This is a genomic window from Marinomonas maritima (genome assembly GCF_024435075.2).
Classification (GTDB): Bacteria; Pseudomonadota; Gammaproteobacteria; order Pseudomonadales; family Marinomonadaceae; genus Marinomonas; species Marinomonas maritima.
The window spans coordinates 311,828-338,768 of record NZ_JAMZEG020000002.1; the positions used below are offsets into that span (position 1 = coordinate 311,828).

The window sequence follows — 26,941 nt, forward strand, 5'->3', positions numbered from 1 at the left end:
ATGGCTAGAAAAGAGCGCAAGTGACGGATTGTTTTGCTTCATCGTCTGAACAAACGGCCGCATACGCGTCAGGATTTTGAAGCAGTGCGTAATGATCATCTGAATCTCTGCATTGGGCGAGAAAAGCCTCATGTCGTTGGTTAAAATTCGCTCTTGTTATTTCATAATCAACTTTTGAGTCGTCACCATCAAAGCGTTCTTCGGACGCTTCTACTTCTTTCCTATTAATACGATATGTTAGCTCGTTATAACGACGGCGAATTTGATGGCAATAGGCCGTATTGGGCGTTGTTTCACTGCATTCTGTCATCGATATTTCTAACTCATCTCTCTCTTGTTGATACTGCTTTAAAGAAAGCCATGCCTGATTTGTCTTGGTTTGTGTTTGATCGGAACGACGAGATAGAGCGTCTAATTTTATTTTTGCTTGGCTTAAACGTTCTTCTTTTACCAGACAGGCTTTCCCAAAAGTAATTAAGTCGTTGGCGTTAGCCAAATTAACAGACATAAATCCTAATAGAATAAAGCCGAATTTAATGATAGGAATAGACATAAGGGTATTTAGCCTGTTTTTCGTCTTTGTTAAATTTAAGGGGATAGTATAAATGAACAAAGCAGTTTCTCTGTTGTATTTCTTGTTTTAATGAGACTTAGATTCTCTTTGTTGTTACTTTTGTTATGACTAACATCAAGTGCACACTGTATTATTTTGAGGTGAATATGAAATCAGTATTAATGAAAAGCGGTGGAGTAGGACTTTCCGTCTCTCTTAATCGAGGTCCTTATCAGAACAATGGTGCTTCTCCTTGGTATGCTTTTGTCGGTGTTGGCACACCAGCACAAACATTAAAATTTTCTTTCGATACTGGCAGTAACTTTATCTGGGCGACATCGAGCTTATGTCATCCTGAGACCTGTCATCACTATGGTGATCAACAATTTGTTTATCAAATATCGTCCAGCTTTTCATGGGTGAATCAGCACACAACAGATGTCAACTTTGGGCCATGGGGAAATATGGACGTAAAGACAGGCAATGATGTGTTTACATTAACGCCTGAGTCTTTAGGTCGAATGGAGAATGGCTCGGTTTCCTTGTCGTCCGATTTGTATTTAGCAGAATCTTATCAAGGTACACAATTTAGAGAGCTTGATTGGGATGGTGGAATTGGAATTCCCAGCACAAATGATCGGTCTGATTTTTCTTCTTTGGGCCAGCCTTATCGAGGTATGACACCTCAACGTGGGAGTGAAGCCGCGTCCTTTCATTTCTTTCAAAGTTTGGTTGAGCAAGGCATTGTTAGTGCAAAGCGCCCTTATGTCACATTTCTAACAGATATTGACAGCGAGAGTGGACAAGTTGAATTTGGTCAGCTTAATCAAGATTACCGAGATAGTAGGGAGTATTTGTTTTTGCCTTGGCAATCCTATTCTATTCCTTCTGTTTCGTATATTTGGACAAGTCAACTGACATCTTTGTCGGTAGGCGATAAAGTACTAATCCATGAAGGTAAATCTCTAACACCTTATTTCTTTTCCCTCGATTCTGGTTCTTCTCAGTTTAAAGGTGATCCAAAAATAATGAATGAAGTGTTTAGTTTGACTTCTAAAAATGGCCAAGATGTAATTATTGAACTAGGAAAAACCGATCGAAATGAAAATGGAAGGCTGGTTGTTCCATCATCAATCTATGATGTTCTTATTGAGCATGGTGAAGATCGTGGGAAAACCATTTCTCAATTTTCTCCTTTAGATGGGTTGGACAATCTAGTGTTGGTCGGTTCAGTTTTGATGGATTATTTATATACAGTATATGAATACGAGATTATTTCCTTTGGTTCTGAAAGCCGGATTAAGCCCGTTGGAATGTGGATTTTTAATAAGCTTAATGGGCCAAAGATCATTACTTCCACGCAAGGAAAGCCAGCGAAAATTTTTCACATACTATAAGAGAGGTTTATATTGCATTATTTAAATGGTTCTTGGGTGAATAGCTATGCTTCTAAGATGGATTTATTGGTTGCTGAGGATGGAAGTATCGTAGGTCAGTATTCATCTACAACAGGCTCTACCGGTCTCTATAGCGTGATTGGTAATTGTGCACCAGAAGTATCATCTCAGGAAAGAGAGGGGTTGGCTGTAGTGCTTTCAATCTACTGGCACCCGGTAAATTCGGAAACACGTGATGAAAGCTGGCACTGGGTGTCTACATACTGTGGACAGGTTTTAAATAATGGTGAGCTAAGCGTTATCAATTCATTGGTTGCGACATCCAATTTTAATGGTGTATCTTCTGGTGATTATATTGATAAATTAATTTTTAAAAAAATATCAAACGAATTTAAACCTTTGGCTATATTGTCAAGCGAAAAAATAGAAAAAACGATGTTTAGTAACCCTATTAATGGTGAATGGATAGGGGAAAATCCTAGTGCTAAATTATGTTTAACCGTGACGAATAATCGTTACGGTTTAGTGCAAGGTACTGCTGATTACCAGAATACAAAAATCATGTTTAATGGTTTTACAGACACTAATATTGAAAACTTAAGTCTACAAAGCATCAGCATTTGTGGGTATATGTTTGATAGAGACGTTCCTATTTCTTTGAGCGGATGGTTAGATTTGAATAGCAATTCCTTACAGCTATCAAGGTGGATAGCTAATGCGACAACTCCTGATAATGTTTACTACCAATCCGATGTAGAAAGTTGGCTACTAAGAAAAAAATAATCAAGAAGAAGGGATATCTAATATGAACTCGATTGATGATTTTGACTCAACTAATCATGATCAAATGATTATTGATTGCTTTTTAAAACTTTGGAACCATTCCGCAGATCTTATGTTTATCATGGCGGTAGAACCAAATGGAGAGTTTTCTTTATTTGATAATAATCCTGCTTCAAGAGAGGTAATGGGTCTATCGAAAGACGCACAAGTTCGTCGAATGAATATCAGAGAAACTTGGGGGGATGAAATTGTCGAAGGCCTATATAGCTCTTATAGAGCAGCTATCGCTGCTAGAGAGCCAATATCTATGACTCAATATGCCACATCCGGTGGTAAGGCTGTTTATGTTGATACTTTATTAGTACCAATATTTGATTCATTAGATAATCCTATTTTTATATGTGGTGTGAGCCGTGATATTTCGAGGATTAAAGAAGCGGAACAAGTTGCATTAAAAGCCAATGAGAAACTTCTTGAATACAGCGCCGCGCTTGAAACGATAAATCAAGATCTCGATCGAAAAGTACAAGAACGAACCAAAGAATTAGAAAGTGCTAAGCGTGCCGTAGAGGAATCATTGGAAGCCAAGTCCTCCTTTGTCGCCAGAATGAGCCATGAAATACGCACACCCATTAACGCAGTGATTGGATTAAGTCACTTAAGTCTTAAAACATCTTTAAATGCTGAACAACAAGACTGTATGAATAAAATATTAGCCTCGGGTGAAGTGCTGCTTAGTCTTGTTAACGATGTGCTGGATTTTTCGAAGATCGAAGCGGGAAAAATGAACATAGAAACCGTGCCTTTTTCTCCTAGGTTGATCGTTCAGCATGCGATCAATATGAACACAATTAAGGCTCAAGAAAAAAAACTGGCGTTGACAGTCGATATTTCTGCGTCACTACCGCCCATGCTCTTGGGTGATCCATTGCGGATACAACAAATATTGGTCAATCTGGTAACGAATGCCGTTAAATTTACTGAACACGGTGGTGTTTGCGTGCGTGTATATTCTGATACCAATAATGGTCAAGGTGTTTTGTTAAGATGCGATGTAATTGACACGGGGATAGGAATATCAAAAACGGATATAAAGCAGCTCTTTCAATCGTTTCAGCAGGCAGACGACAGTATTACTCGGGTGTTTGGTGGAACCGGATTGGGTTTAACAATATCTCGTCAGCTCTGTGACATTATGGGGGGCGACATTTGGGTAAACAGTGAAATAGGTCACGGCTCAACCTTCAGTTTCACGTTACCTCTTAATATTCCGTCAAGCTCATCGCTTTCTATTGATCCAACGCTAACTGAAGAAAATAGTACTCCTAATTTATCTCAATATAATTTGTTATTGGCAGAAGATAATCTAATAAATCAAAAAGTTATTCTAGGGTATCTAGATGATACGTCTATTAATGTTGACGTGGTAGGAAACGGCGAAGACGCCATTAATAAATTAGATAGTAAGAATTATGATATCGTTTTTATGGATATTCAAATGCCCATTATGGATGGATTAACAGCGACAAGGCATATTAGATCGTCTTGCGTATACGGAAATATCCCTATTATTGCGATGACGGCCCATGTGTCTGAAGATGCAAAAAAGCAGTCTGCTCAGGCAGGTATGAATGCGCATTTAGATAAGCCAATTAAAAAATTCGACTTGTACAAAACTTTACAAAAACACTTACATGCAGAAATACAAGATAACTTCTTAAAAATGAATGATTTTTTTGTCTCAAATCAGGATTCATCGCATGTTGAGGTATTGTCTAAAATGTCATCAATCGATACATTAGACATCACAGGTGCGGTAAGCAATCTTGGTGGAAAAACAAGTTTATACCTCGATTTAATAACGGCTTTTTATAATAAATATAAAGTATTTACTTTAGACGGATGTTTAGAAAGTAATGTTGTCGATATTATCCATTCATTAAAATCGAACTCAGCTTATATTGGAGCTTTTGACTTATCACGATATTGTTCTGAATTAGAACGAAATATTCAGAACAATATAATTAGTTCAAAATTACTTGAGCGTCTCGTACAGACAGTGAATAAATTAGTTTATGAACTAGGACAAGTTTTAATGCCTTATGCTTCTTTAATTAACAGTGATGAAGAAGAGTGGGTATTTTGTGCCAATGAACTGGCCAGTAAACTAGAAGTGATTGTCCCCTTGTTAAAAAAATCAGACTTTTTTGTAGAAAACCATTTTAGCTTATTGCGTAAGATGGTGAGAGGGACAAAGTATGCTTTAGATGTTGAACACTTAATTTCTGATATAAAAGATGTCGAGTTTGAGGTTGCTGCTATTAAAGCATCTCAGCTTATTTTCGAGCTTCAAGGTAATTAAAGACGATGACAGTAAAGCAAAGTGTTTTAGTCATTGATGACGAAAAAATCAACCTGAAAATAATCGGCGACATACTTAATGATGATGTCTGTATTATGATGGCAAAAAGTGGCGAACAGGGTATTAGAAAAGCCATAGAATATCAGCCAGATTTGATTTTACTGGATGTCTTAATGCCTGAAATGGATGGCTTTGAAACCATGAGTCGTCTTCGCCGTGATGCACGTACAAGCGCTATCCCCGTTATTTTCATTACCGCCTTAAATGATTCAAGTCATGAAGAAAAAGCATTATTGATGGGCGCGAGTGATTACATTCAAAAACCACTGCATACGAACATTGTACAGGCTCGTGTACGTCTTCATTTGCAGCTTATAAAGCAGCGTAAAATGCTGGAAGAGTTAGCTAACATAGACCCACTTACATCGCTTGCAAATCGTCGTAAATATCAAGATGTGATTGAACACGAATGGCAAACCGCCATCTTAAATCAAGATTGTATTTCGTTACTCGTTATTGATATCGATAATTTTAAGCAATACAACGATTGTTACGGCCACGCCACTGGCGATAAAGTGCTCCAACAAGTGGCTGCTGTGTTAGCAGATCAAGTATCAGATAAAGGTTTAGTAGCACGATACGGAGGAGAGGAGTTTGTCATTTTACTGCCGGGGCACTCTCGGGAACGCTCTATTGATGTTGCTCGTCGTTGTATGCAAGACGTAGAAGCTTTGAATTTGGCCTATAGCCATGAGAATTTTAGCGGTAAGGTGACGGTAAGTGTGGGAGGCTCCACAAAATTACCGAGTCTTGGTTGTAAAAGTGATGATTTTTTTAATGCGGCTGATGACATGCTTGGGCTTGCTAAAAAAAGTGGTAAAAATAGAATTTTATGGAAATTAGCGAATGATCGACAGGCTGTCGTTGAGTGATTTTTATTCTTTTCTAAATGTTTTTGTTTAACACTCATTTTTAAATATTGGTTGTAAAGTCAGTGGATAAAGCTAATAACTCGTATGGATTGGAAATGCATCCATTGCGTGATGTACTTTATGCGGAGTTACATTCGCGCCCTTTTCAGGTAATCCCTAGTCCTACCAGAATAAGTTATCTCGCCGTCATGGTTGGCTCAGAGCAAAAAAATGCCGACTATGAACATTTTTGTTCACTTTATAGCTATTTTGATGGCATACCGCCCGAAGGCGATGGTTCGTGTTTTGAGGTGGATTTTGGCAATGTCAAAATACGTCGCGATAAACATCTTGAGTTTACTTCTTATATGATCACTCATACTCCGATGGATGGCTCTATCGGTTTTTTTGATCAAAATGCATTAGATTGTTTACCTATCGATTGGTTGTCGAAAATTCCTGGTGTTGTCATTGCCGCCTTTCATGTGGCGGTTGAGGATGCGCGCACCATACCTGAACTTGATTTAGCGTTGGTCAAAAGGCATTTCGAAGGCATGCGCTTGGTTGGTAGTCGACCACAAAACGGTGACGCTCAAGTCTGGACCAGTTTTCAGTTGCACAGCGATGGTTGTGGTCGTTTTTTGATTTACAATAAAAATATGAGCGACAGTCAGTTGGGCCGTATGGTGCAGCGGGTAGTAGAGATAGAAACGTATCGTCTGATGGCCTTATTGGCGCTGCCTATGGCCCGAAGATACAGTGCTGAACTGGTGAATATGGATGAAAAATTGGCTCAAATAACAGCCAATTTATCGGATTCAGCAGAACCGCTTGATGAGCAAGCTATATTAGGTGAATTGATTGATATGGCGGCTTGGGTAGAAGCCACTAGAGCGAAAACCTCTTTTCGATTTAGCGCGACAAAAGCGTACCATGAATTAGTTTTAAAGCGTTTAAATGAGTTAAAAGAAGACGAAGTGTCCGGGCATTTAACGGTTACTGAATTTATGACGCGTCGTTTAACGCCTGCTGTTCGCACTTGCAATACGGTAGGCAATCATTTGGAAAGCCTCTCTAGGCGTATTGATAGAGTCTCGGATATGATGCGGACTCAGGTAGAAATGTCGATTCAATCACAGAATCAGCAACTTCTCACGTCAATGGATCGTCGTTCAAAAATTCAACTTGCAATGCAGCATACTGTAGAGGGCTTATCTGTCGCCGCTATTAGTTATTATAGTGTTGGATTGTTAAAATTTCTTATCGAAGCTGTCTACGATAAAGGCGTGAATTTTGATAAAAGTTTAGTTATTGGGTTGTCTGTACCTCTTGTCGTCGGAGGCGTTTGGCTCGCGACGAGACGAATTCACAAGCGTTTCTTATTGCTAGCAAAGGCTAAGGAAGAAAAGGGTGAGTAAATGGCGATAAGGAGATTTTTTTAGCATTTAATGAAAATAAAGCTATCTATCTTATTAATACGACTATATCATTACCGCTCAAGCTAGAAAGAAGTCTCTAACTATAAACTCTGTAATACGCTGTCTTATTCATAATTCCTCGTCCTGAAGTTTCTAAGTAACAGTCTAATTTTTTTGCAATTTATGTCTCATTTTGAGGCGTTTAATTTTTATTCAGGTGAATATTTATGTCTAATACAGTTAAAGGAACCGTTAAGTGGTTCAACGAAATTAAAGGTTTTGGTTTTATCGAGCAAGAGTCTGGCCCTGATGTGTTCGCACATTTCAGTGCTATCGCTAGCTCAGGATTCAAAACTTTGGCTGAAGGCCAACAAGTAGAATTCGTTGTTACTGCTGGCCAAAAAGGTCCTCAAGCAGAAAATATTACAGTACTTTAATTAGCTGCTAAGAATATTTAAAAAAGGGTAAGTTCTTCGGAACTTACCCTTTTTTTGTTTTTGAAAAACAAACCATCATCCTGTTACATCACAGGGCGTATTTTTAACTCTGTCCTCTAATGTGCTCCACTGAAACTTTTCCAGCTTTTTCACGTATCTCTTGGTATGCGTTAGGTTTGCCGAAACGGCACTCAGGCGTTCTTTTATTTGGAGGTATTGTTATGAATCGTCGACACTTTCTTGTACAAACCGCTTGCGTTATAGGAGTTGCTAAATTTTCGACTATGCCCGCGACAGCGGCCGTGTTGTCTTCTAGCTCACAATTTGAGGTATTTCGTACCAAGCAGCAATGGCAAGCAAGATTAACTGACTTTGAATATCAGGTGATGCGAGAGGAAAAAACAGAGCGAGCGGGGAGTAGTGCATTGCTTAATGAAAAACGTGCAGGCACTTATCACTGCAAAGGCTGCGACCTACCTCTGTATGCTAGTAGCACCAAATATGAGAGCGGAACAGGCTGGCCAAGTTTTTATCAAAGTCTGCCAGATTCCGTTAGAACAAAAGAAGACAATGGCTTTTTTATAGAGCGCACAGAAGTGCATTGCCGTCGATGTGGAAGTCATCTTGGCCATATCTTTGACGATGGCCCTCAACCTACAGGGTTACGTCACTGTTTAAATGGCATCTCTCTAGTATTTCGCCCCGCTTAATCTGTTTGTTATTTTTTATTTTAAATAAAAGTGAAACTTTTTTTAATTCGCCCCGTATCTCTTTATAACCATGGCGAATTGTTATGGAAAAACAAATAAACAAACTGGAGAAAAACAATGAAATTATTAAGCCTTGTTTCTGCTGCTACTATCGTGACTCTTGCCGGCTGTTCCACTGGTGGCATGAAGAGCGCCGATGAAAATAACAATCCAATGGTGGGCGGCGCTCCTATGTATGCGAGCAAAAATATTATTGAAAATGCCGTAAACTCCAAAGATCATACGACGCTAGTGGCGGCGGTGAAAGCAGCGGGTTTGGTTGATACTTTACAAGGCGAAGGGCCGTTTACCGTTTTTGCACCGACCAATACCGCGTTCGACAAATTACCAGAAGGTGCTGTCGCTAACTTGTTGAAACCAGAAAATAAAGCGGCATTGACGAAAGTGCTGGCCTGTCATGTAGTGAAAGCTGATGCGCTTTCTGGTGCAATAAAAACAATGGTGGATGATGACATGGGCAAACACCCTGTTCCAACGATTGGTGGATGTACGTTAATGGCTACATATAAGGGTGATAAAATCATGCTTGAAGATGAAAACGGTCGAGTAGCGCATGTCACCATTGCAGATGTTAAACAATCTAACGGTGTGATTCATGTGATTGATGCGGTGCTTTTACCTAAACAGTAATACGCCAGCGGGATTGCTCTCCAAGAGCTTTAACGATGTTCTACGAATGCCTCGCCTCTAGTGAATGCTTTAGGGGTGGGGCATTTTTGCTTATGAAGCGAATGTACTCTTTTGTTTAGTCGCCATAAAAGTTGCTAATAAAATACAGCCACCACCAAGCATTTGAATCAGAGTAAGTGACTCGTTTAGCCAAGCGAAGGCGAAAAGTGCGCCGAAGGCAGGTTCTGATCCTGTTAGCAAAGCAACGCGCGATGGTGTTGTGTGTTTAACACCATAGTTTTGTGCGAAGAGTGCGAAGACAGTACAAAAAAGAGCAAGATACAACATCGCCAGCCAGAAAGACCATTCCGTTGGAAACAGTTCTGTTACCTGAATGTCACTCGCGAAGAAAATAACCAATGCCCCCAGCGTGACCACATTGGCTTGGAGACTGGTTGTGCTTAACGGTGACAGTCGCTTGTCATCCAATAACACCTTCGTCGTGACGACCATGCAGGCGCGTAAAAATGCGGCCAACAAAATGAAATAATCGCCAATATTAAAGACCATCCAGCCAATGCTTTTCTGTGTCAGTAACAACACACCTATCACCGACAATAATGCACACCCTAATATGTTTTTACTCGGCCATCGTTTTGCTGTGATCGCTTCTACAAAAGGTGTCATTAATACGCAAAGGCTGATCAGAAACGCCGCTTTAGATGCGGTTGTATGGAAAACGCCATAGGTTTCAGCGAGAAAAATGCAGAGTAAAATAGCGCCGGTTGGCAGTGCGTACTTCCAGTCTTTAGTCTGTCCCTTACGTGTTTCTCGCCAATAAAAAGGCATTAATAAAAGTGATGTTAAGCCGAATCGAATCACAATAAAGGCGATGACGCTGGTATAAACCAATGCTTCTTTTGTGATGCCATAACTGGTTCCCCAAAAGAAGGCGGTTAAAAGCAATGATATTTCGGCGATAGGAAGTCGGTTGAAAAGAGTTGGGTTGTTAAGTGTTTGTGCTTTCATACGTTCTCACAGGTGTCTGGGTGGAATAAAAAGCTAGGTTAACTGATGCGTTGATGTATGATAATTGCTTTATAAATCAAAATACTTATGACTCATGAACACAAATGAATTGATCGCTTTATTGCCCGACATGGCCGCCTTTGTCGCAGTAGTGGAAACAGGAAGCTTTACAAAAGCTGCCAAAAAGCTTGGTGTAACGCCATCCGGTGTCAGTCGACAGGTGTCGAGAATCGAGAGCGCGTTATCGGTGGTGTTAATCGAACGCACGACACGACGCCAAACCACAACCTTGGTCGGTGTCGCGGTTTACGAGCAATGCCGTCGGATGCTCGACAGCGCAAAAGAAGCCGTCGTAGCGTCTGAAAATGAGGCGACAGAAGCAAAAGGGCGCTTGCGAATTGCGGCACCAGACGCTTTTGCTAAACAGGTTTTAGAGCCTTTGTTACTGGAATTTATGGTCTTGTATCCTGCGATTTCGTTGCAAGTTCAAGTGACTGATTTGCGGGTCGATCCGGCTTATCAGAATGTCGATGTGGTGTTTTATGTGGCAGATAAACCGCATGAGCATTTAGTCTGTAAAACGTTGGGAAAGGTTCGCACTATACTTTGCGCCAGCTCCGGGTATTTGATGGAGCACGGCACACCGAGTTCGCCAGAAGATTTGCTGGACCATCTTTGTTTACCGCTCGGTTTTTTTGATGGCGACAACATTTGGACCTTTACTCAAGGTGAACGTAAGTCGGTGATTACGGTTGATGGTCGTTATATTAATAACGATGCGGATATGCGTTTAAAAGGGGTGAGGCAAGGGTTTGGTATCGCCCCTTTTCCTGACTTCGTGGTACGAGAATCGTTGGAAAAAGGGGATGTGGTTCAAGTGTTAAGTGATTGGCAACTTAATAGCGATTTTCAGGGCGGTATTCACATGCAGTTTTTATCGATGCGTTTTATGCCCAATAAAATGCGAGTGTTTATTGATTTTATGGAAAGCCGCTGGGCTGCGACAGTGTAAGCATTAGCTTGTCGCTTCTTCATTTCTGAGTGTTAACACTTCGTAGCCTGTTTTTGTGACCAGAATAGTGTGTTCCCATTGAGCCGAGAGTTTTTTGTCGGCGGTGATAACGGTCCAACCGTCTTTCTTGGTTTTGGTCTTGGCTTTGCCTTGGTTTATCATTGGCTCTATGGTAAACGTCATGCCTTCTTCCAACACAAGGCCCGTTCCTGCTTTGCCGTAATGCAGCACTTGAGGCTCTTCGTGCATTTCTCGGCCTATGCCGTGACCACAATATTCTTTTACTACAGAGTAGCCTTTGCTTTCGGCTAATGACTGAATGGCAGCGCCAATATCGCCTAATGTTGCGCCTGGTTTTACCTTTTTAATACCTGCCCACATGGCTTCATAAGTGGTTTTCACTAAGCGTTTGGCAATAGGGTTAGCATCGCTCATAACATACATTTTGCTGGAGTCGGCGATAAAACCATTTTTCTCAAGCGTAATGTCTAAGTTAATAATGTCTTTTGCTTTGAGGATCTGAGTTGCTGAAGGCACGCCGTGGCAGACTACTTCGTTTATAGATGAGTTTAGGGAAAATCCATAATCGTATTGCCCTAGGCTTGCAGGTCTTGCGTTCAGTTCATGGCGAATGAAGTCTTCTACTTTATTGTTTATTTCTAAGGTTGATATACCTTCTTTTACGACGCCATCCAGCATGTGAAAGACCTCAGCTAGCAGCTTTCCCGATGTGCGCATTAATTCAATTTCATCTGCGGTTTTAATCTGTACTTGCATACTACTTCACCATTTTTAATGGCGTTTCGAGATTGGCGTTTGCCAGTTCATTGGCAATAAGTTCTGAAAAAGTCAGGCTTGGATTGAGTTCGGCTAAGCGTCCCATCTTCATCCAGAATTCGGCTTGAGCGTTGATAGAGCGAGACATGACGTGACAGCTTTTACGAATGTCGTCGTGAAGGTCGTCGGAAATCTTGATGATACCCATGATATATGATCCGTATATGAATTATACACGGATCATATATTCGGTGTTGCAGAGTTTCAAGCAATATTTACTGTGGATTTTGAGAATGAGTTTAGTGAAATAAGTCTTTGATCAGTTTAATGCCTTCTTCTTGCCCGCCTTTGTTGTACGCATCCAATAGCGCAGAACCAAGAATAGCGATGTCGGCTTTGCCAATTAACTGTTCAATTTGCGCTCGTTCTCGCAAGCCGAACCCGACACCCATTGGGGCGCTGGCGTGTTGCTTGATGTGAGCCAAATAATCGTCGAGCGAGGTGTTTTTTACTTTGCCTTCATGGCTTTTGTTTTCATGGACAGAATGGCCCGTTACACCAGAGCGAGCCACACAATATAGGAAGCCGCTGGCTTGACTTGCTAACATTGCCAACCGTTCTGGTGGTGTTACTGGTGTAACGAGCCATACAGGATCGATGCCGTTGGCTTTGCAAGCTGCTTTATACGTGGCGGCTTGCTCAATCGGCAGATCAGGTAAGATTAAACCTAGAATATTTTCTTCGGCCGCACGTTTGGCAAGTTTGTCTAAACCGAAACGATACATAGGATTGAGATAACTCATCAATACGATGCGGCTTTCAGGAAAGCCTTTCGCCAGTTTGCCAAGTTGGGCTAAACAGGTTTCTACGTCTAGGGCTTGCTCTAACGCTTTATGACACGCAGCGACAATACTTGGACCATCGGCCACAGGGTCTGAAAAAGGAAATTGTACTTCGATGAAGTCCACGCCTTCTTGCATCAGGCGTTTCATCCAATCCAGACTTGCTTGAACCGTTGGATACCCATAAACCACGTGGGTCATGGACAAAATCGGCTTTTGTTGACGTTTTTCTTTAATGATCTTTTTTTCTTCAATAAAAGCGGCTAATTGGCTCATGCGTTTTGCTCCTTATGGTCAGCGTGGCTAGTTGGGTAAGCCGCAAGATAATCGGTTAAGAATTGAGGGAAAGTTTCATCTTGTACGGCTTTCGCGACGTTGAAGATGTCTTTGTCGCCACGACCAGAAAGGTTGATTACAATTTTTGACTCTTTTGGTAAATTCGGAGCGTCTTTAAACGCGCCCGCCAACGCATGAGATGATTCTAGCGCGGGAATAATCCCTTCTTTTTTCAACAATAGCGTACACGCAGCAATCACTTCATCGTCCATCGCGTAGGTCATTTTAATACGACCTGTTTCGGCCAAATGCGCAATGATGGGCGAAACGCCAACGTAGTCCAAACCGGCAGCGATAGAATGGGTTTCTTGTAATTGGCCAGCTTGGTCTTGCAAGAACATGGTCGCAAAACCTTGGGCGATACCGGGCTGACCAAGGTTATGAGATAGGCGAATAGAGTGCTCGCCCAATTCCAGTCCTTTACCGCCAGCTTCGACGCCCACCATTTCGACGTCTTTGTCGTCTAAGAAAGGCAGGAATAAACCACAAGCGTTTGATCCACCGCCAACACAGGCGTACAGGCGATCTGGAAGTTGACCAAATTGCGCCACGCTTTGCTCGCGTACTTCGTCACCAATAACGGATTGAAAAAACGCCACCATTTCAGGGAAGGGCGCGCAACCACAAGACGTGCCAATCAAATAATGGCTGTTTTCATGGCTAGAAGACCAGTCGCGCAAGGCTTCGTCTAGCGCATCGCGAAGGGTTTGTGCGCCCGTAGTAACAGGCACTACCGTTGCGCCGAGTTGCTTCATCCAAAATACATTGGGGTATTGGCGTTCTATGTCTTTCGCGCCCATGTAAATCGTACATTCAAGGCCTAAACGCGCTGCGACCAATGCGGTGGCAATACCGTGCTGTCCCGCACCCGTTTCGGCGATAACACGTTTTTTGCCCATGCGTTTGACCAACAAACCTTGGCCAATCACGTTGTTCATCTTGTGCGCGCCACTGTGGTTTAAGTCTTCACGTTTAAGATAAATCTGCGCGCCACCAAAGTGTTCAGTCAGGTTCGCGCAATAGGTTAATGGCGTTGGACGGCCAGAAAACTGCTGCCATTGTTTGTGTAGCTCAGTGAGAAAGGCTGGGTCGTTTTTAGCGTCTTCGAACGCGTGCAAGATTTGCTGCTGGCTCGAATAAAGGATCTCAGGGATGTAGCTACCGCCGTATTGCCCGTAGAAACCGTTCTCACTTTTCATCTTAAACCTCTTTAATTTATTAACTATACCGTTTAGTTAATTTAATGCGATCATAGCGCCTCGTCAAGTATTTTGATTTGTCATTTTGAAATAAAGTGTGGGTAATAAAGATAAAGGCTGAAACTCAAATTAAATTTGAGGCTCTCAACCACTGTCTAGAAGAGTATGGGAAATTCAGCCTAGTAAATTTTTGGGAAGTTTATGCATATTGACTTTTATGCATTTAAGTTGAGTTAATAATAGTTTTGAACTTCAAATATAATGGTATTAATTAGGACTCATATGGTTAAGTATTTCGTATTGAAGCGGTTATCTTTAGTCTGCATTGTCGTTGCGTCATCGGTGGCTTCTGCGCAAGATTGGGTGATGCCAACGCCCTTTGGTGATCGAAACCAGCCAACCCAAATCGCTTATGAGTTTGCAGAAGACGTGCAAGCCTTGACGAATGGCGAGGTTAATATTCTGGTGAAATCAAATGGCCACGCACTGCCTCATTTTGCGATTCCTGGGGCAGTAATGACGGGCAAAGTGGTGATTGGTGAGTTTCTATTGGGGTTGTTGGATAAACGAAATTCCGTGTTTCAGCACGATATGATTCCGTTCCTCGCTGATAACTATGATGATGCTCAGTTGTTGTGGCAGGTATCGAAAGCGGATACTCAGAAGCAGCTGCATAAGCTGGGCCTACACTATTTATACGTGGTGCCGTGGACGCCTTATAGTGTGTTCTCGACGCGTAAGATTGAAAGCATTGGCGATTTTAGCCGTTTGTCCATTCGTGCGTTTAACCAGACGGTGACAACTTTGATCCAGAGTCTTGGTGCGAATCCCGTTCAAGTGCCGCTGAAGGAAGTAAAGTCGGCGTTTGAGCAAGGCAAATTAGACGGTCGTTTTGCGTCTCTTTCTGTTGGAGAGGATTCTCAGGTATGGACATATGCGCCATATTTAAATGATCTGCGAATATGGATACCCAAAGAAATCGTGGTGATGAACAAGAATGCTTTTGACAAGCTGGATGAAAAAACCAAAGCGGCGATTGAAAAGGCGTCGCTTAAGGCTGAGCGTAATGGTTGGTTGCAAACCAAAGAACGTGTTGAAACGGATCTAGCGTCACTAAAAAATGGCGGTATTATTTATAGCAAACCCTCCAATAAACTATTGCGAGAACTTGAGGTGATTAATCAACGAATGACTCAAGAATGGATTAACCATGATCCGAAGCAAAATGGCAGCATTTATCGTGCGTTTCGAGAGGCCCAACGTCAATCCAAAAGCATAAAGTAAATAGCTTGAAATACGTGTTTTGACATCAGTATGTCGAAGCAAGTAAAACAATATCATGTATAGAGGCGTTTATGGCGAGAGGAAGGCCTAGTAAAAAGGCGCATATTGTCGAAGTGGCGTGTGAGCTTTTTACGAAACAAGGTTATCAAAGTACCAGTATTGATCAGGTGGTTTTAGCGGCGGCGGTGTCTAAGCCGACGGTGTATAGTAATTTTCCCACTAAATTGGTGTTGTGGGAGACCGCATTGTTTTCTTTAACCGAAAGGGCACAAGAGGAAATGGACATTGCCTTGTTGAAGCTGAATTCGGCGAAAGAACTCAGTTTTATTACCGGATGGATCGCGCTTTGGTCTGTTTGGGTTGGAAAGGCGGAACGGCTGGCAAGTTATCGTATATTGCTAGGTGAGCAGCATAAAATGGCGCCGTCTACGTTTGCTTTGTTCGTCGAGTTTGAAGCAGTGCTCGAATCAACCTTATTGGCTTGGATGAATAAATTTTCAGTGTCTGATGAGCACTTTTTTACCTTGAAGGCCGTGAGTAAAGAGGCGCTGTTGATGCCCGCTTTGATGAATCAGGCAATGATGGAAGAAGACGAATTAGCGCGCCAGCTTGAAGTCCTTATTCATTAGTAAATAAAAAGCCAAATAGCGCAGGCTATTTGGCTTCTCTTTCATTAGTTAAAATCACGTACGGTTTGTGGTTAAACCGCAGAGCCTTCTGCTGATACGTTCTCTTCAACACGACCTTTTTCTGCCCAATATATAATACACAAAGCCAATGTACCGGTTATGGCGAAGCCACCAGAAATCGGCATTAAGGTATTGTTGTACATTTGGCCTATGAGGGTGCCTATGGACAAAGACATAATGGATGACACTGAGCCAATGACAGCGGAAGCAATACCAGCAACGTGTCCCATCGGTTCCATTGCCAGCGCATTGACGTTACCAAATAACAAGCCAAAGCAGAAGAAAAAGATTGCCGCATAAATCATGAACATCCATAAACTGATTGCCACAAAGGCGTGCAAGAAAAAGAACGCAAGCGATGCAATCACGACGACGAAAATAGCACGGAAGGCGATGAATTTAGCGCCGTGTTTTTCAACAATACGTGAGTTAATTAAAGAGGCTACGCCTAGTACCAAGGCTAATAAGCCAAAGTAAAAAGCAAATAAATTCCCCGTGTTAAATTGCACCTGAAATATTTGTTGTGATGAGTTTAAGTAACCAATAAAACTACCGAAAAATAATCCCATGCAAATGGTGTAGCTCGCCGTAATGCGATTCGTCACGACTTCTTTGAAGCCTTCGTAAAAGCCTTTTTTGGTAAAAGGAATACGATTAGATTTTGGGAGTGTCTCTTTTAAACGAAAAGCAATCCATACAATAAGACAGGCCGCGTAGACAAGGTACAGTTCAAAGATACTGCGCCAGTCAGCAACAAGCATGATGGCTTGACCCAGTGTCGGAGCAATGGCTGGAACAAGAACAAAAATCATCATCACTAATGACATAATGCGTGCCATTTGAGCACCGTGATACAAGTCTCTTACCAGTGATATTGCTGAAATATAAGGCCCTGCAACGCCTAAGCCTTGAATGAAGCGCCCGAACATTAAAACGTCTAAGCTGTCAGCTTGATAACAAATTACGGTGCCCACTAGGTATAAAGCAAAACCGGCAAACAGAATAGGGCGACGACCTAATGCATCAGACAAGGGTCCGCATATTAGTTGACCAAGCGCCAATCCTAAGAACAACATGCTAATGAGTAATTGAGGCTGGTTTGCTGTAACGGCTCCCAGCTCTTTGCCGATAATTCCTAGCGCAGGCAGTAAAGCATCAATGGAAATCGCGGTAATGGACATTAGTAGAGCGACTAGGACCGTGAACTCTTTTGACTCCATGCCGGACGCAGAGGTGTTGTTGTGAGCATTTTCCATAATATTTTCCAAAGAAAACAAGTTGTTTTATAGGATGACGAATCATTCGGATCCCAATAATGACTGAATATTATACTGGGGCTTTATTAAAGTAAGTTTGTGTTTATGTGCACATAATAAGGAAGTGGTTGCTTGATGTTTCGTTAATTTGCATCAATACTCAGCAATACTCATCTGTTTTTTTTCATTGAGATGTTATTAAAATGCGATGAGTTTTTATTATCATAGAGTGATGGATTTATCATTTATAGAGGGATTAACTATGAATAAAGCAAGCAAGTTATTATCACTTTCTTCGATATCTGCAGCGGTACTGGTTGGTACCTTTGCCGCAATGCCACAGACAGCATTGGCGTGTGGTCAAGATGCTTATTTAGGGCAGATTTGTGTTATAGCGGGCTCATATTGCCCACAAAATACTGCAGAGCCTGTAGGGCAGACCGTCGCAATCAATGATAACGCTGCATTATTCTCATTGATTGGTTGTACTTATGGCGGCAATTGTAGAAGTACAATGCAGTACCCAGATCTTCGCGGCCGAGCACCTGTAGGTTGGGGGCAAGCGCCAGGTCTTAGCGGGCATCCAATAGGGGAGCGTTATGGAAATGAGGCGATTGTGCAGAGAGTCGAGCAAATGCCAAGTCATAACCATGCAGCGACATTTACGCCCAGTGGTGGTGCAACTGGCGGAGGCACGGCATCTGGAACAGTCAGCTTGCCGGTGACTGGGTCGGCAAAAATTGCGACATCCTCTTCTGCAGCAGGTTCAATAGCGCCATCTGATCATGCTGTATTGGGTAAGGCTGCACAAGGGCTTTCTGGCGTCACGCTTTACAGTCCAGCTGGCACAACAGCGGATCTTAATATAGGGCCAGCTGGTGCCGTCACTGGTACAGCTTCAGGTACTATTAGCCTTCCTGTTACGGGTGGTGGAAGTAGTGGTGGTACTGTGGATGTAGGTAGCACAGGCGGTGGGAAAGCGATGGCAATTGAGGGGCCTCGTATTGCCATGCGTTATTGTATGGTGACTGATGGATTGTATCCACCACGCCCCTAATTATTTGCTTTTGAAGTGGGGTTGATCTTAGATTTCAGTCATAACCCCACTTTATCTTCTCTTTTGCAAAGGCCATTTCTAATCCGTTGATTGTTTGAGATAAATTTCATTGTATCTGTTGTATTTGTGAGGGAATTATTTTAGATATCGTTTTAACAACATTACACAAAAAAACAGGGTGTTTTGAGGAGGCACGTTATTTCGTCTATTCTTTTTGTATGAAGTTAGTCTAAAATAAGGACGATTGATAAAATGCATAAAAAACATTTCGAAAATATTTGATGTTTTAACATTGATGTTAGGAGTTGTAATATGGATCTGTTGCTTCAAAAACTAGTATACGAAAGCGTTTTTTATAGCTCCTTTGTTAAATTATTCAAAATAAAGCCATTTGAAAAAGATGCTTTACGTTTTTTATCTCCCCAATTTAAGTTTAGCTCGTTAATTTTCTTTATTCCCCTTACAAGGAGTGTGTATGTCTTCTCGCCTATTATTTAGTCGAACTGCGTTGGCTGTGTTTGTTTCCGTTGCTGTGGCGGGTTGTTCGGTCACTCCCAAACAATTAACGAATCAAGATGTAATGGCCAATGCGGCTGAAAATGTAGACGTTTTAATGAAAGATACGGCTCCAATTACAGGGGCAATTGATTTAAACGAAGCTTTTGCTCGTACCATTAAATACAACCGCGATGCACGTCTGAAAGCCTTTGAAGCGGTTGTTTCTCAAGGTCAATTGGCGGTTGATAAATTTGATATGCTACCTAAGTTGGCCGCGCAAGCGGGTTATAACTACCGTAATAATTATGCAGCATCGGCTTCGGTGACTTTTTCGGGTGACGAGCCTGCCAGTATTGGCGATAACCCAAGTTATTCGGTGTCATCTGACAAAACCACGCTTAATGCCAGTATTGGCGCCACTTGGGATATTCTTGATTTTGGCTTGTCCTATTATCGAGCTAAGCAACAGGCCAACCGTTTTTTGATCTCTAAAGAGCGTGAGCGTAAGGTGGTACACACCATCATGGAGCAATCCCGTAGCGCTTATTATCGCGCCGTTTCAGCAGAGCGGTTGCTGTCTAAAATTAATCCTCTTATTGCAAAAGCACGTATCGCCTTAGCGGATTCCTCGCGTATTGAAAAGCTGCGAGCTCAGTCCCCTATGGAAGCGTTAACCTACCAACGGGCTTTGTTAGAATCCTTGCGTACCTTGCAAGATATTCGTAAGAGCTTAATGCCAGCCAAAGCAGAGTTAGCCACACTGATGGGGCTGAACCCTTCTACAGAGTTTGAATTAGCGGATGTGAATAAGCCAGATTTCACTATGCCTCATTTGAATGTTGATATCGCAGCGATGGAACGTACCGCATTAGTGCGTCGTCCCGAATTGCGTGAAGCCCAATACCAAGAGCGTATTACGCAAGAAGAAGTGCATTCTGCTTTTCTTTCTCTTTTCCCAAGCTTGAGCTTGAGTGCTGGGTTGAATTACAACGACTCAGAGTATTTGCGCTATAACGATTGGACCTCTGCTGGTTTAGGGGTGAATTGGAATCTAATGAATGTCTTCCGTTACGGTAAGATTAAGCAATTAAATAATTTAAAAATCGCGGCCAGTAAACAACAAGCCTTGGCCACTTCAATGGCGGTCATTTCTCAGGTCCATATTGCCGATATTCAGTTTAAAGAATCCAACGATTCTTATCAGCTAGCGACACAGTATTTTGATGTGGCGAAACGCATTAAAACTCAGGTGGACTCCAGCCGAGCGGCACAAAGCATTGGCGATCTTACGGTTATTCGGGAAGACCTTAATGCTGTGTTAGCAGAATTACGTCGTGATGTGGCTTATGCTGATTTGCAAAATGACTTTGGCAAGATATTAGTGTCAATGGGTTTAGATCCACTACCAGAAGGTTTTGGTGGCATGAACCTAGAGCAGTTATCTAATGCCTTTAATACCTTGCAGACGAAATGGCAACAAGGTGATGTCGACGTGGTGAGTGAAGAAGCAATGCAAGCGGCCGTTGCGGCTCAGAATACGACTAAGACAGAAGATTAGTGAGTATGAAGCGGTTAAGCGTTTTTGTGCTTATTGCTTTATTTGCTGGCAATGGATTTGCTCAGGAGCGTGCTAGGGGGATTTTAGTCGCGGCAGATAAAGCAACCTTGTCCAGTGAATTGGCGGCTCGTGTCGTCGCATTACCCAAAAAAATGGGCGAGACGTTTAAACAAGGAGATTCTCTTATTCAGTTGGATTGTCGATTGTTTGAAGCTCAATTAGATAAGGTGGATGCGGAAACAAAAGTAGCGCGAATGAAGTTGGATAACACCAAACAACTTAACCAGTTGAATTCCATTGGTACTTTAGAGGTTGTTATTGCGGAAGCCGAATTACAAAAAGTGGAAGCAGAGCGCAGTATGGCGCGGTTCAATGTGGAGCGTTGCGATATTAAAGCGCCGTTTGATGGTGCGGTTGAACAGCTCGATATTCATCGATTTGAAGTGGTGCAGCAACAGCAAGCCCTAATGAAAGTGGTGAGTCGCGGTCGCTTAGAAGCTGACATTATTGTGCCAGCGCAATGGATGGCGTGGCTCACTAAGAATAAAGTGATTCGTTTACAAGTAGAAGAAACTAAGCAAACTTTACAAGCGGTGGTCAGTGTTATTGGCCCTAGTGTTGACCCAACCAGTCAAACATTGCAAATACGAGCTACTATAAAGAATGTACCGGCAAAAGTGTTGCCCGGCATGAGTGTGGTAGCTGAGTTCCAATAAAAACGGATTTAATGAGTTTTTAATAACAAATAACAAAGGTTTATTAAAAACTCCATTTTTACAGGTGGTGATTATGAAAAAGTATCTGTCCAATCATTCTGCACATAAAAAATACGCGCGCAAACCTCTTATTACAGCCCTAGAGCCGCGTTTGTTATTGGATGGTGCAGCCGTCGCCACTGCAGTAGATGTGCTGACGGATTCTCAGCTTCATAACGATGCCTCCCAAATAGACACTAATCAGCATGATACCGATGCCTCTTTGGTGATTGCGCCAACGGAAGTGCGAGCCGTTGATCCAAGTTTAAATAACGGCAAAAAAGAAGTCGTTTTTATCGAGACCAACGTCACGGATTATCAAACCTTGGTTGATGGCATTGGTGCGGGCATTGAAGTGGTATTGCTGGACGCCTCCCAAGATGGTTTAGCGCAGATGTCGTTATGGGCCGAAAGCCATAGTGATTATGATGCCATTCATGTTATTTCTCATGGTTCAGAAGGCCAGATCAACTTAGGTGGCTTTAGCCTAGATATAACAACCGCCAGTACACGTTCTTCAGACCTTACACAACTGGGTAATGCTCTCAATGAAGAGGGGGACTTATTGCTTTATGGTTGCTCTGTTGCCAGTGGCGAAGGGCAAGACTTTGTTGCCGCTCTGGCTCAAGCCACCCAAGCAGATGTAGCGGCGTCAGATGATTTGACTGGCTCGGCTGTGCTTGGTGGTGATTGGGACCTTGAATTCAAATCAGGCACAATTGAGTCTTTTTCTTTGAGTGTTGAAGAATTTAATCAAGTATTGTCAACCATTACATTTGATACAGTCACTCAAAATGGCAATTTCGCAGTAAATGTTAATGAACAAAGCATTGTGATTGCAGTTACAACTGAGGGTGCGACAAATCTATTTGAACAAGCGAACGCTTCTATAGGTGGTGCGAGTGGTAATCTTATAGGTGATACTAACGCATATGGCTTAACTAAGGTTATTTTTACCTTTGATACAACGGTTGATATCACTTCAATTCAATATATTGAAACTAATAACTTTTCTTCTGGTACTTATGTATTTACCAATACGACGTCTGGTAGCAGTGAGAGTGTGGCGATTAACGCGTCAGATTCAACTGATATCAATGGATTTCACGGGCAGCTTGCGACGTTGAATTTGACAAATGTGGATTCAATGGAGGTAACTTACAGTGGTGGCTTGTTTTATCCTGCGTTTGATAATTTAATTTTTACACCTTCAGTTTCCAACGCAGCTCCCGTCATCTCCAATCTAGACAGCGATTCTGTTGCGTGGGCAGGTGTGGGTAACACTGTGGTTTTAGACAGTAGCACCAATGCCACGGTGACAGATACCGAACTAGACGCATTAAACACTGGTTCTGGAGACTATTCCGGTGCCAGTTTGACTGTAGCACGCTCGGCAGGAGCTTGGTCCGCGGATACCTTTGGTTTTGGTGGAACGGGTTACACAGTAAATGGATCGAATCTACAGTCTGGCGGACAAACCTTCGCCACCTTCACCAATACTGGTGGCACATTAAGTATTAACTTTACCAGTTCTGGTACGACGGCAACCACGGCTTTAGTCAATGCGGTGATGAAAGACATTACCTACCGTAATGATACGCCAGCGGGCGATGCGATTATTCGTTATACCTTGTCCGATGGAAACTTATCAACGACGGCGGATGTGACGGTCACTAGCGATACTATTTATGTGACCAATACCACCGACACCGCGACGATTGATATCTCCAATGGCGTCAGCTTCAGCGAAGCGGTCGCGATTGCCGCGGCCGATAACACCGGTTCGCAAACCCTCATTCTTGACAGTGCATTGGCGGGTCAATCGGTCACTTTGGCGGGTAATTTAGCAATGGGCGAAAGCCTGCTCCTTAATAGTGACGCCGCCAGTGGAGTAACCTTCACGGGTTCTACCATAACTATGGCATCAGGGCAGACTCTGACCATTAATAACGGTAGTGGTGACACGGTCACCATGACCAGTCAGCTGGCTGGTGCGGGTGCTATTGAGAAAACAGGTGCCGGAACCTTAACGTTATCAAATAGCAGTAATAGCTACGGCGGCGGAACCACTGTATCGGCGGGTACATTAAGCGGAACTGCTTCGAGTCTAGTGGGAAATATTACCAACAATTCGACCGTTGAATTTAGTCAAAGCTCAGACGGTACTTACGGCGGTATTATCTCTGGCAACGGCTCTTTGACTAAATCGGGTTCAGGCGCGGTCACATTGACTGGCACGAATACTTATACTGGAGGGACCACAGTATCGGCGGGTACATTAAGCGGAACTACTTCGAGTCTAGTGGGAAATATTACCAACAATTCGACTGTTGAATTTGGTCAAAGCTCGGACGGTACTTACGGTGGTATTATCTCTGGCAACGGCTCTTTGACTAAATCGGGTTCAGGCGCGGTAACATTGACTGGCGCGAATACTTATACTGGGGGAACCACTGTATCGGCGGGCACATTAAGCGGAACTACTTCGAGTCTAGTGGGACATATTACCAACAATTCGATCGTTGAATTTGGTCAAAGCTCGGACGGTACTTATAGCGGTATTATCTCTGGCAGCGGCTCTTTAACCAAATCGGGTTCAGGCGCAGTAACCTTGACTGGTGCGAATACTTATACTGGGGCGACCACGGTTTCTGCAGGCGGATTGACACTGAACAATAGTGGTGGCAATGCTTTGGCTGATACCATGGCAGTAACCTTATCGGGAACCGCGGCATTGACTTTAGCGACTAATGAGACCATTGGTTCATTAAGCGGAGCCAGTACAAACACTATTTCATTGGGTTCGAACACCTTGACAACGGGAGGCAGTAACGCCGACACCCATTTTTCTGGGGTTATGTCGGGAACGGGTGGGCTGACCAAAGCTGGATCGGGAGCCTTTACCTTATCCGGTGCTAATACCTATACTGGTGCGACAACAGTATCGAGCGGTACGGTGAATGTGCAAAATGGTTCGGCCATTGCGGACACCAGTGCAGTGACGGTGGCATCGGGGGCAACCTTTCATGTAGAAAATGGGACTTCGGAAACTATTGGCTCATTGGCAGGCGCAGGCACTGTATCACTTAATGGGGGCACGTTAACTCTAGGAGGTGACAATTCCTCTACTACCTTTTCCGGTGTGATACAGGAGCGTTCCTCTTCTGGTGCGTTGACAAAAACGGGCAGCGGTACACTGACTTTATCAGGGACCAATACTTATTCAGGTGCAACCAGTTTGAATGCGGGTACTTTGTTAGTAACGGGGGCTCTATCAGCGACTTCTGGAGTGACGGTGTATTCTGGCACAACGCTAGCTGGTACCGGGGCTGTTTTTGCTGCCAGCTCAACTAACAATCTTACGGTAAATAGCGGTGGCTTTCTTTCGCCAGGTGTGGCGGGAGCCGGTCAATTGACTGTGAATGGTAATCTCGTTTTAAACGGGACTTTAAACGCGGATATCGCTGGCGCCACAGCGGGCACGGACTATGATCAAGTTGTGGTAAATGGTGCCGTGACATTAGGTGCTAATAGTGCCTTTGATGTGACGTACTCAGCCAGTGCCGGCGGCAACACTTTTGTGTTGGTTGATAACGATAGCAGTGATGTAGTGTCTGGTACACTTAGTGGCGTTGCGGAAGGTGGAAGCTTAACGTCTAACTCACGTATTTTCCAGACGAGTTATATCGGTGGCACAGGCAACGATGTGACCCTTAAAGATAGTTCTAGTTCTGCTCCAGTAATTACCTCGGGTGCGAGGGGCAGTGTGAATGAAAATGCTGCGACGAATACCGTGATTTATACTGCAACCGCCACGGATGCGGATAATGACACAATAAGCTTTAGCTTAACGGGTACGGATGCAGCGCTGCTGAATATCAATTCAACAACAGGCGCAGTAACGCTGAAAGCCTCTGCGGATTACGAAACAAAATCCAGCTACAGCTTTAATGTGGTCGCGACGGACAACGGCACAGGTAATCTGACAGACACGAAAGCCATTACGGTGAGCGTCAATAATGTGAACGATGCTCCAGTGATCAGTTCTGGTGCGACGAGCAATGTCGATGAAAATGCCGCGACGAATACCGTGATTTATACTGCAACCTCTACGGATGCGGATAATGACACAATAAGCTTTAGCTTAACGGGTACGGATGCAGCGCTGCTGAATATCAATTCAACAACAGGCGCAGTAACGCTGAAAGCCTCTGCGGATTACGAAACAAAATCCAGCTACAGCTTTAATGTAGTGGTAACAGACAATGGTACGGGTAATTTAAACAGCAATAAAGCTATTACGGTAAGTGTCAATGATGTGAATGACAATACGCCTGTCATCACTTCAACTAGCACGGGCAGTGTCGACGAAAATGCAGACATAGGCACGGTGATCTACACCGTAACGGGGACCGATTCCGATGGTGCCGCGACCAACAATACGTTGCGTTATAGTTTAACTGGAACCGATGCATCATTGTTGGATATCAATTCAACAACAGGTGTAGTAACGCTGAAAGCCTCTGCGGATTACGAAACAAAATCCAGTTATAGCTTTAATGTGGTAGCCACGGATAATGGCGCTAGCAACCTCAATTCCGGTAGCTTGAGTGTCAGCAAAGCCATTACGGTGAGTGTCAATGACGTGAACGACACTCCATCGACTAATGTTCCAACGACACCTATTGTCACTGTATCTACTCCTGTGAATGCACCACTACCAACGAATGCGCCAACGACACCAATTGCACCTATACCCGTTCCGACGGCAACTGGGTTTAGTACTCCTGCTTTATCGTTGAATGTAAATGCTTTGCCGCCAGGTACGATAGATTCTGGATCAGATGCTAGCGGTTTTGTCGAGGGTACAACAGCGCCAACGAATAGCTTTACAACAAGTGGTTCCGAGGATTCGACTGTGTCTTCATCCAGTGTGTCGGTTAATGTCGGTGCGAACGGCCAAGTGGAGGTGACTCAGGCCGAGGGTGCGTCGCAGAATACGACAGGGTTGACTATTGCAAGTATGGTTGTCCAATCTGATCGTGTGCAGATTACGGTTGCAGATACTGGGGTAGAGGGTTCCTATAGTGCGACTTTGGCCGACGGGACTAGCTTACCAAGCTGGGTATTAGTGAACCCTACAACGGGAGAAGTAACCCTTACTCCACCACCAGGACAAGGTGAGATTACCCTCAAGATAAATGCTGTTGATGCGAATGGTAATACGCGGGTATTGGAAGTTAAAGTGGATCTTGCCAACTTGCCTGATGTCACGCAAGGTCAGTCAGCGGAGCCTGATACTCAAGCTAACGGCGTGATTTTTGTTCCATTAGATGAGCAATTGGCTGTTGCTGCGGAGCAGTTTGATGATTATGGAAATGATTTAATGAAGTTGTTGGCGTCGTAGTT

22 protein-coding genes are annotated in these 26,941 nt (G+C 43.1%); 15 read left to right on the forward strand and 7 right to left on the reverse strand.

Features of this window, described 5'->3' with window-relative positions:
- Positions 1 to 4 precede the first annotated feature (4 nt).
- The gene (locus M3I01_RS07520; protein WP_255895187.1) at positions 5 to 553 is read right to left on the reverse strand and encodes a hypothetical protein; all 549 of its coding nucleotides are present in this window, start codon (positions 551 to 553) and stop codon (positions 5 to 7) included.
- Positions 554 to 720: 167 nt separating this feature from the next.
- Between M3I01_RS07520 and M3I01_RS07525 the strand changes: the two genes are divergently transcribed.
- From M3I01_RS07525 to M3I01_RS07560, 8 genes are all read left to right on the forward strand, one after another.
- Positions 721 to 1,950, forward strand: a complete 1,230-nt coding sequence (locus M3I01_RS07525) for a pepsin-like aspartic protease (protein WP_255895188.1) — start codon at positions 721 to 723, stop codon at positions 1,948 to 1,950.
- 12 nt (positions 1,951 to 1,962) lie between these two features.
- Positions 1,963 to 2,733, forward strand: a complete 771-nt coding sequence (locus M3I01_RS07530; protein ID WP_275565006.1) for an avidin/streptavidin family protein — start codon at positions 1,963 to 1,965, stop codon at positions 2,731 to 2,733.
- A 22-nt stretch (positions 2,734 to 2,755) separates the two neighbouring features.
- Positions 2,756 to 5,095 carry an ATP-binding protein gene (locus M3I01_RS07535; RefSeq protein ID WP_275565007.1) on the forward strand — a complete coding sequence of 780 codons (2,340 nt, stop codon included), beginning with the start codon at positions 2,756 to 2,758 and terminating at the stop codon, positions 5,093 to 5,095.
- Between the two features lie 5 nt (positions 5,096 to 5,100).
- On the forward strand, positions 5,101 to 6,027 hold the full coding sequence (locus tag M3I01_RS07540) for a GGDEF domain-containing response regulator (RefSeq protein ID WP_255895191.1): 927 nt from the start codon (positions 5,101 to 5,103) through the stop codon (positions 6,025 to 6,027).
- A gap of 95 nt (positions 6,028 to 6,122) precedes the next feature.
- Positions 6,123 to 7,424, forward strand: coding sequence for a DUF3422 family protein (locus tag M3I01_RS07545; protein WP_255895192.1), 1,302 nt, complete (start codon positions 6,123 to 6,125; stop codon positions 7,422 to 7,424).
- A gap of 227 nt (positions 7,425 to 7,651) precedes the next feature.
- The gene (locus M3I01_RS07550; RefSeq protein ID WP_012069364.1) at positions 7,652 to 7,861 is read left to right on the forward strand and encodes a cold-shock protein; all 210 of its coding nucleotides are present in this window, start codon (positions 7,652 to 7,654) and stop codon (positions 7,859 to 7,861) included.
- A 221-nt stretch (positions 7,862 to 8,082) separates the two neighbouring features.
- A complete protein-coding gene (gene msrB / locus M3I01_RS07555; RefSeq protein ID WP_255895193.1) occupies positions 8,083 to 8,571 on the forward strand; it encodes a peptide-methionine (R)-S-oxide reductase MsrB in 489 nt (162 codons plus the stop codon).
- Positions 8,572 to 8,688: 117 nt separating this feature from the next.
- On the forward strand, positions 8,689 to 9,261 hold the full coding sequence (locus tag M3I01_RS07560; protein WP_255895194.1) for a fasciclin domain-containing protein: 573 nt from the start codon (positions 8,689 to 8,691) through the stop codon (positions 9,259 to 9,261).
- A gap of 90 nt (positions 9,262 to 9,351) precedes the next feature.
- On the opposite strand, the gene M3I01_RS07565 is transcribed toward M3I01_RS07560, so the two are convergent.
- Positions 9,352 to 10,269 carry a DMT family transporter gene (locus M3I01_RS07565; RefSeq protein WP_255895195.1) on the reverse strand — a complete coding sequence of 306 codons (918 nt, stop codon included), beginning with the start codon at positions 10,267 to 10,269 and terminating at the stop codon, positions 9,352 to 9,354.
- Between the two features lie 94 nt (positions 10,270 to 10,363).
- Here M3I01_RS07565 and M3I01_RS07570 point away from each other — a divergent pair, with 94 nt between their 5' ends.
- Positions 10,364 to 11,281 carry a LysR family transcriptional regulator gene (locus M3I01_RS07570; protein WP_255895196.1) on the forward strand — a complete coding sequence of 306 codons (918 nt, stop codon included), beginning with the start codon at positions 10,364 to 10,366 and terminating at the stop codon, positions 11,279 to 11,281.
- Positions 11,282 to 11,284: 3 nt separating this feature from the next.
- Here the strand turns inward: M3I01_RS07570 and map are convergent, their stop codons facing one another.
- From map to trpB, 4 genes are all read right to left on the reverse strand, one after another.
- Positions 11,285 to 12,058 carry a type I methionyl aminopeptidase gene (map, locus tag M3I01_RS07575; protein WP_255895197.1) on the reverse strand — a complete coding sequence of 258 codons (774 nt, stop codon included), beginning with the start codon at positions 12,056 to 12,058 and terminating at the stop codon, positions 11,285 to 11,287.
- 1 nt (position 12,059) lies between these two features.
- Entirely contained in the window at positions 12,060 to 12,266 is a 207-nt protein-coding gene (locus M3I01_RS07580) for a ParD-like family protein (RefSeq protein WP_176335699.1), read from the reverse strand.
- A 91-nt stretch (positions 12,267 to 12,357) separates the two neighbouring features.
- On the reverse strand, positions 12,358 to 13,176 hold the full coding sequence (trpA, locus tag M3I01_RS07585; protein ID WP_275565008.1) for a tryptophan synthase subunit alpha: 819 nt from the start codon (positions 13,174 to 13,176) through the stop codon (positions 12,358 to 12,360).
- The gene (trpB, locus tag M3I01_RS07590) at positions 13,173 to 14,435 is read right to left on the reverse strand and encodes a tryptophan synthase subunit beta (RefSeq protein WP_255895200.1); all 1,263 of its coding nucleotides are present in this window, start codon (positions 14,433 to 14,435) and stop codon (positions 13,173 to 13,175) included. Before trpB ends, trpA begins: the two co-directional genes overlap by 4 nt.
- Positions 14,436 to 14,717: 282 nt before the next feature.
- On the opposite strand from trpB, the gene dctP reads away from it, so the two are divergent.
- Positions 14,718 to 15,719 (forward strand): TRAP transporter substrate-binding protein DctP, encoded by a 1,002-nt coding sequence (gene dctP / locus M3I01_RS07595; protein WP_255895201.1) that lies wholly within the window; start codon positions 14,718 to 14,720, stop codon positions 15,717 to 15,719.
- A gap of 71 nt (positions 15,720 to 15,790) precedes the next feature.
- The gene (locus M3I01_RS07600) at positions 15,791 to 16,348 is read left to right on the forward strand and encodes a TetR/AcrR family transcriptional regulator (RefSeq protein ID WP_255895202.1); all 558 of its coding nucleotides are present in this window, start codon (positions 15,791 to 15,793) and stop codon (positions 16,346 to 16,348) included.
- A 71-nt stretch (positions 16,349 to 16,419) separates the two neighbouring features.
- Here M3I01_RS07600 and M3I01_RS07605 read toward each other — a convergent pair whose 3' ends face one another.
- Positions 16,420 to 17,664: a multidrug effflux MFS transporter gene (locus tag M3I01_RS07605; protein WP_255895203.1), complete on the reverse strand. Its 1,245-nt coding sequence runs from the start codon at positions 17,662 to 17,664 to the stop codon at positions 16,420 to 16,422.
- A gap of 262 nt (positions 17,665 to 17,926) precedes the next feature.
- Between M3I01_RS07605 and M3I01_RS07610 the strand changes: the two genes are divergently transcribed.
- The 4 genes from M3I01_RS07610 to M3I01_RS07625 all read left to right on the forward strand — a co-directional run bounded on the left by M3I01_RS07610 (position 17,927) and on the right by M3I01_RS07625 (position 26,939).
- On the forward strand, positions 17,927 to 18,721 hold the full coding sequence (locus tag M3I01_RS07610; protein WP_255895204.1) for a phage tail protein: 795 nt from the start codon (positions 17,927 to 17,929) through the stop codon (positions 18,719 to 18,721).
- Positions 18,722 to 19,196: 475 nt separating this feature from the next.
- Complete coding sequence (locus M3I01_RS07615) at positions 19,197 to 20,777, forward strand: TolC family protein (RefSeq protein ID WP_255895205.1); 1,581 nt, start codon at positions 19,197 to 19,199, stop codon at positions 20,775 to 20,777.
- Positions 20,778 to 20,782: 5 nt separating this feature from the next.
- Positions 20,783 to 21,493, forward strand: a complete 711-nt coding sequence (locus M3I01_RS07620; protein WP_255895206.1) for an efflux RND transporter periplasmic adaptor subunit — start codon at positions 20,783 to 20,785, stop codon at positions 21,491 to 21,493.
- A gap of 73 nt (positions 21,494 to 21,566) precedes the next feature.
- Positions 21,567 to 26,939 (forward strand): DUF4347 domain-containing protein, encoded by a 5,373-nt coding sequence (locus tag M3I01_RS07625; RefSeq protein WP_255895207.1) that lies wholly within the window; start codon positions 21,567 to 21,569, stop codon positions 26,937 to 26,939.
- Positions 26,940 to 26,941: the final 2 nt, after the last annotated feature.